Here is a 7334-nt window from a genome sequence, read left to right as displayed (position 1 = left end):
AAAAAACAATTAAATTCATAATATCAATTCACCCACCAAAACTGTAAAGTAAGAACCGTATTAGACCTTTTGTAAACCTTTTTCAGGAATGGACAGAATTTTCTTTACTTAAATAGGTTTGAAAATGCAATAAACCATTGAAAATATTGCATCTCTTGAGCAAAGCGAGCAACAACATCGTCGGATGAAATGTTACTGAATCAAACACAACCTATAGTTATATTTGATTTTGTTCAAAACGTTTCAGTTTGCACCATAGACAGAAAAAAAAGACCGTTGTACGCCTTCGTACAAGAAGTGTCCGCTATCGAACACCGAAGGCTAGACAAAACAAAATAAAAATCTATAAATCAACACATTAAATTATTGGCACAGCTTTCATAGTTACATACCAAATTGATATTAAATTATGGACAGACCTTTAGAAAAGAAGAAGTGGAATAGCAAACGTATCATGACCATTGTAGGGGTTGCTGGCTTAGTTGGATTAATCAGCGCCAGTTTCTATTTTACATCTGGTAAAAGCAAACTCAATGTTGAAGCCGACCGCATCTCTATTGTCGAAATAAAAAATGGTAACTTTCAAGAATTTATCCCCATAAACGGTACAGTACTTCCAATTAGCAGTATATATCTTGACGCTTCTGTGGGTGGACGAGTAGAAGAAAAATTCGTAGAAGACGGCGCTATCTTAAAAAGAGGGGATGCTATCATGCGTCTATCCAATACGGATCAGGAGCTTACCTTGGTACAACAAGAAACACAAGTGCTCAATTTATTGACACAATCTCAGATTGCACAGACCAATGCCCAGCAAGCTTCCATTAACAACCGTAACCAAATGGCTGATGTCGAACAGGCCTACCGAGAGGCTGAACGTGTGTATACCTTAAATAGAAAATTACTGGCGGAAAAAGCCATCGGTACACAGGAATTCGAAAAATCAAAGAACGAATATAATTATCAAAAAGAGCGCGTGAACCTGACTAAACAGATTCTCAAACAAGACGAAATTTCCAACGCACAAAAAACTAATCAGGATAAACAAACCTATCAACGTACACAAAGTGCTTTGGAACTGATGAAAAGGAAAATTGGCGACTTAATTGTTAGGGCACCCGTTGACGGACAGCTGACTTCCTTCGATGCAGAAATTGGACAAAACAAAAATGCAGGTGAACGATTGGGACAAATCGACGTTTTAACAGGGTTTAAAGTTCGCGCGGATATTGATGAACACTATATCAACCGAATTTTCCCTGATTTACAGGGAGAGTTTTCTATCGGTGACAAAACCTACAAACTTCGTATTAAGAAAGTCTATACACAAGTTACCAATGGTCGGTTCCAGGTTGACATGGAATTTGTCAATGATGTCCCCAAAGGAATCCGTCGCGGTCAGACCCTACAAATACGTCTAGCACTGAGTGACGAAACAAAAGCGTTGCTGTTGGCAAAAGGTGGATTTTATCAACAGACCGGTGGTAACTGGATCTTCAAATTGGATAAGAATGGGGGTACAGCATATCGTGTAGATATCCAGCTTGGAAGACAGAATCCTGAATATTATGAGGTTATCAAAGGCCTACAACCGGGAGATAAAGTTATCGTATCGAGCTATGAGACCTACGATAAGGTTCAAGAACTAAATATTAAAAAGTAACATTATAAAGGGCGTATCGGGAATATAAATATGCCGATACACCCTTTTATCATACGATTACAATCATGATCAAAAACTTTATTAAAACCGCAATCCGCAACCTTTGGAAAACCAAAGGTTATAGCTTTCTCAATATTTTTGGACTAGCGATCGGGATTGCGGCGGCATCGTTGATTTTTTTATGGGTTGAAAACCAGTTGAGCTACAACGATAACTTTGCCAACAAAAAGGATATCTACATTGTCAAATCAAAACAGACATACGATGGAGCCACCTATGTATTTGAATCAACCCCGGGGCCTTTCGCTCAAAGCATAGCGAAAGAGATCCCAGGCATCAAGCATGCCGTGCGCATAAGCTGGAATTCACCCATGCTATTTTCCGTCGGAGACAATAATATATTTCAAAATGGTGTATATGCCGATGGGAGCATAGCCGATGTGCTATCCTTAGTATTTCTTGAAGGAGACCGAAAGACAGCCTTTGATCAAGTCAATAACATTGTATTATCAGAAACTGCAGCGAAGAAATTATTTGGTAACCGCCCGGCATTGGGAAAAACTGTCAAAACAAACAATACTGAACCATTTATTGTTGCAGGCGTAATCAAGGATCTACCCAAAAATAGCAGCTATGATTTTCAATGGCTGATTCCTTTCAAAAAGTTTGAAGCTGGTCAGGATTGGTTGGAAAACTGGGGAAACAATGGTGTACAAACATTGGTTCAGGTCGAAGATAATGCCAATGTTGATCGGATCAACAAACAGATGATGGATTTTGTCAAAAACAAGACCAATGGTGAAGTCACCTTCTCACAGAATTTTCTCTATCCAATGGAACGTTGGATTACCTACAATCAGTTTGATAACAGTGGTATTGAAAAAGAGGGTGGTATCAAGAATATTCGGCTATTTACCTTTATCGCTTGGGTTGTCTTATTAATTGCGTGCATCAATTTTATGAATCTCGCAACCGCACGGTCTGAAAAAAGAGCAAAAGAAGTTGGGATGCGCAAAGTGGTTGGTGCAAGTCGCAAATCGCTCATTATGCAATTTTTGGGAGAATCCGTTGTTTTGGCAATTATTTCCTCTCTTGTTGCTATATTACTAATCTATATCTTCATCAGGCCGTTCAACACCATGATAGGCCAGGATCTTCAGGTTAATCTTTTAGCCCCCTCACACCTGCTATTTTTAACGACAATAACATTAGCATGTGGATTATTTGCAGGTAGCTATCCCGCATTTTTCCTTTCGGCATTCAAGCCGCTTTCAACGATCAAAGGGGCAAAACAGAAGGCCGGTAGCGGAATTTTCGTCCGTAAAGGGTTGGTCATCCTACAATATACAGCCTCAGTTGTGTTAATTATCTGTACCATTATCATCTACCAACAGATTCAGCACAACAAGAACAGGGATCTCGGTTTTGACAAGAGTCAGGTGTTGACTACAGCGCTACAAGGTGATATGGCCAAACATCTGCCGCTCGTTAAGAATCAATTATTAGCAACAGGAGTTGTGCAAGGAGTCGGTGTCAGTGACATGAGTATTCTCAATATCAACTCCAATACTTCGGGTTTTAGCTGGGAAGGAAAAGATCCAAATGCCAGTATTTTAATTGGCATGTTACGTTCGGACGAAGGACTCATTCCGGCTTTAGATCTAAAGCTATTTGACGGTAGAAACTTCCATCAAAATTTTGTAGGTGATAGCACCTCGGTTGTCATCAACGAAGCATTTGCAAAAATGATCAAAAAAGATGGCCTTGTGGCCGGTAATATCATCAGTTACGGTGAGGAAAAATTCACCATCGTTGGTGTCGTTAAGAACTTTGTTTATAACAATGTGTATGCTGATCCTGAGCCAATGCTGTTTCTGCCGATGAACAGAGATGATGGCATCATGACCATCAAGACAAAGGCTGGAGTCGATTTACCGGATGCAATTCAGCAAATCGAGAAGATCATCACCGAAAATAATCCTGGTTTTCCTTTTGACTACAAGTTTTTGGACGATAGCTTCAACACTAAATTTCAAGCCGAGCTTTTTGTACAACAACTATCCAGCGTATTTGCCATCATGTCCATCATTATTTCCTGTTTGGGACTCTTTGGTCTGGCGGCCTACGCCACCGAACAGCGTGCCAAGGAAATCAGCATCCGGAAAGTTTTGGGTGCCTCAGTTTCGAAACTCATCCAAATGCTCAATCGTGAATTCGTCATTCTAGTGGCAATATCATGCATCGTTGCGTTTCCTATTGCGTGGGTGATCATGAATAAATGGTTAACTAATTATGCACATCATATCGATATTTCCTGGACCATTTTTATCATCAGCGGTTTGACAGCTATTGTCATTGCCTTATTGACCATCAGTTCACAGGCATTTAAAGCAGCGATAGCTAATCCGACTAAAACGCTAAGAGATCAGTAAAAAATTAAAAAGAATTTAATAACAGAACAGTATACATCCAAAGCAATTTTGCCAAGGATCCAAAACATAAAAACCATGAGCATAAAAAATATGATCAAAATCACCAACCTTCAAAAGTATTACCGCACAGAAGAAGTTGAAACCGTAGCCTTAAACAACCTAAATATCCATGTTAAAGAAGGAGAATTTGTTGCTGTAATGGGGCCTTCAGGCTGTGGAAAATCGACGTTACTCAATATTATTGGGTTATTGGATGATCTGGATGAAGGAAGTTACCTGTTCAACAACATTGAGGTAGCCAAATTCAAAGAACGTGGTCGTTCAGATCTTCGTAAACATAATATCGGTTTTGTATTCCAAAGCTTCAATTTGATTGATGAACTCACTGTATTTGAAAACGTAGAACTTCCTTTGGTTTATACCAATGTTCCAGCAGCAGAGCGCAAAAAGAGGGTCGAAGAAGTATTGGAAAAAGTGCAGATCATGCACCGTCGCAATCACTTCCCACAACAGCTTTCCGGTGGTCAACAACAACGTGTTGCTGTCGCCCGTGCCGTTGTTAATAACCCCAAACTGATCTTGGCGGATGAGCCTACAGGTAACCTAGACTCCAATAATGGTAACGAAGTCATGCAGCTCCTGACAGAATTGAACGAAGCCGGCACAACTATCGTCATGGTAACACACAGTGAACACGATGCCAAGTTTTCTGACCGAGTGATCCGCATGTTGGATGGACAGGTGATCATGGAAACCACTTCGGTGTAAGACAAGGATGATATAGCGAATAAATTGACATAAAAAACCTATAGATGATGAGTACGATTAAATTAATTTTTAGACAACTATGGCGTAACCGTCTTTTCACATTTTTAAATGTATTTGGACTTGCCATCGGAATAAGTGCCTGTTGGCTTATTTTCCGCATCGTCAATTATGAATTTAGTTTTGACCAACATCACCCGGAAAGCGAGCAGATTTACAAGGTTCACACCTCTTATGAAGAAAAGGATAAATTAGATCATTTCGATGGTGTTCCTGCACCGTTACCGGCATATATCAAGGAAAACTTTGTCAATGTCGAACTGACAGTACCTATATTTAAACAATACTTCGAGCGGGTCAGTAATCAGAGTGGTGGCCAGAAAATAGAGTTTGAAGATCAGTCCGAAATCATCGGCACCACAGCAGAATATTTCAAAATGACACCTTATGTTTGGTTAGCTGGCAACCCAAGAAATATACTACAAAATAGCCATGAAGTCGTCCTGACGGAATCGCGTGCGAAATTGTATTTTCCAAATATGCCAGTAGATCAAATCGTAGGAAAGACATTGTCCTACGATAGTACACTGTACAATGTCGCTGGTGTTGTAAAAGATTTAGCTCATCCCAGCAGCTTTTTGGCTAAAGAGTTTATCCGGATTCCAGAAAAGGAATGGCAGAGTACAAATTGGAACAATTCAAATTCAAATTGGCAGCTCTTTATTAAAGTAAAATCATCTGCTTCTCTCCCAAACATGATCCAAACAGCCGACAAAAAAGTCTATGAGATGACACATGCTGAATTTGATAAGTTTGGATTTAAAATGCACATCAATACCGTCCCTTTAAAAGACTTACACTTTACATCTTACGCTCAAAATAACGTGGATAAGAAAATAATGTATGGTCTTATTGGTATTGGTGTATTCCTGCTGTTACTTGCCTGTGTCAATTACATCAATCTTGCTACCGCGCAAATTCCACAACGCGCTAAGGAAATTGGTATCAGAAAGACCTTAGGAGAAAGTCAAAAGAGAATTACAACGTTCTTTTTACTAGAAACATTTTGTATCACCGCTTTTTCGGTACTTTTATCTTGGCCTTTACTGCTCGTTGTTCAAACAATTTTATCCGCCTATATTCCGGATCAACTTAAGTTGTATCCCGATCCGTGGGGCGTTTCGCTCTTTCTAGCAATACTTACAATTACGATCACTTTCATTTCCGCGGGTTATCCGATCTTATTAACAAACAAAATCAAGATTGTTGAAGTCATTAAAATTTCACATGCGCAAAGTCTCAAATTTGGCAATCTATCTTTTCGAAAAATGCTCATTATTTTTCAATTCTTGATTGCGCAACTCTTTGTTATTTCAACTTGCATCATTGGTTTACAGCTGAAACATGCACTTCAGAACAACCCTGGTTTTGATAAGGACGCTATTGTCACCCTACGTTTTCCAAGTAAAAGCTATCAGGATAGCCATGTTGATCCATTTGTTTTCAAACAGGCGATTAAACACATCGCAGGCGTAGAGCAGGCTTCTTTGGGTCATCTGCCCATGAGTAATGATCATTGGGGTAATGCAGTGTTCTCAAAGAGTGATACGGGCCAGGTACAAGCAGACGTACAAATGAAATTTGTCGACCAGGACAACTTTAAGCTCTTTAATTTTAAAATGCTTGCAGGCCGCCCACTGCAGTTGGCTGATACGAGTACAGGCATTGTTTTAAATTTAGCCAGCGTGGAAAAATTAGGTTTCAAATCCGCTGAAAATGCTGTTGGGAGCTTTATTACGTTTACAGACAAACAGCGGCAAATTGTCGGTGTAACAGACAATTTCCACACCAAAAATCTCCATGCAGCCATTCAACCTGTCGTCATGCTGAGTTCCATAAAAAAATGGGAACTAAATAGACTTATTATCAAACTCAACAGTAATTCAGCGACCTGGACCGAAACATTAAAACAGGTTGAAAAAGAATGGAAAAAGTATTACCCAAAAGCGCCTTTCAAATATGATTTTTATGATCAACAAATTAAAGAACTCTATAGCAGTGATCTAAAATTCTCGAAGATCATCAATCTATTTACATCGACGACAATTCTCATCAGCTGCTTGGGATTGATCGGCCTGGTTACCATCACCACGGTACAACGTACAAAAGAAATTGGTATTCGTAAAGTGTTGGGAAGTACGGTACTGGGGATTATTGGGTTATTATCAAAAGATTATATCAAACTTATACTCATTTCTATATTGATCGCTACCCCAATTGCTTGGTGGATGATGCACAAATGGCTGGATGATTTTGCGTATAAGATAGATCTAACCTGGTGGATGTTTACGATTCCAGCTGCGGCGACCCTACTGATTGCATTTTTTACGATGAGCTACCAATCCATAAAAGCGGCACGCGCAAACCCGGTTGATAGTTTAAGAGATGAGTAAAAGCTGGAATATAAGAAACTA

4 protein-coding genes are annotated in these 7334 nt (G+C 39.5%); all 4 read left to right on the top strand.

Features of this window, described 5'->3' with window-relative positions:
- Window positions 1–409 precede the first annotated feature (409 nt).
- On the top strand, window positions 410–1663 hold the full coding sequence (locus tag J2X77_RS22905; protein WP_209581637.1) for an HlyD family efflux transporter periplasmic adaptor subunit: 1254 nt from the start codon (window positions 410–412) through the stop codon (window positions 1661–1663).
- 65 nt (window positions 1664–1728) lie between these two features.
- On the top strand, window positions 1729–4095 hold the full coding sequence (locus tag J2X77_RS22900) for an ABC transporter permease (protein WP_209581640.1): 2367 nt from the start codon (window positions 1729–1731) through the stop codon (window positions 4093–4095).
- A gap of 90 nt (window positions 4096–4185) precedes the next feature.
- Complete coding sequence (locus J2X77_RS22895) at window positions 4186–4863, top strand: ABC transporter ATP-binding protein (RefSeq protein WP_209581775.1); 678 nt, start codon at window positions 4186–4188, stop codon at window positions 4861–4863.
- Window positions 4864–4907: 44 nt separating this feature from the next.
- A complete protein-coding gene (locus J2X77_RS22890; RefSeq protein WP_209581644.1) occupies window positions 4908–7313 on the top strand; it encodes an ABC transporter permease in 2406 nt (801 codons plus the stop codon).
- The last annotated feature ends 21 nt before the right edge of the window (window positions 7314–7334 follow it).

Source organism: Sphingobacterium sp. 2149, from assembly GCF_031455655.1.
Lineage (GTDB): Bacteria > Bacteroidota > Bacteroidia > Sphingobacteriales > Sphingobacteriaceae > Sphingobacterium.
The sequence above is the reverse complement of the archived record's forward strand: the minus strand, read 5'-3'. Positions and strand labels throughout refer to the sequence as shown.

What these genes read in the sequence shown, in the direction of transcription:
- J2X77_RS22905 (WP_209581637.1), top strand. Translation starts at nt 410, where the DNA reads ATGGACAGACCTTTAGAAAAGAAGAAGTGGAATAGCAAACGTATCATG.
- J2X77_RS22900 (WP_209581640.1), top strand. Translation starts at nt 1,729, where the DNA reads ATGATCAAAAACTTTATTAAAACCGCAATCCGCAACCTTTGGAAAACC.
- J2X77_RS22895 (WP_209581775.1), top strand. Translation starts at nt 4,186, where the DNA reads ATGATCAAAATCACCAACCTTCAAAAGTATTACCGCACAGAAGAAGTT.
- J2X77_RS22890 (WP_209581644.1), top strand. Translation starts at nt 4,908, where the DNA reads ATGATGAGTACGATTAAATTAATTTTTAGACAACTATGGCGTAACCGT.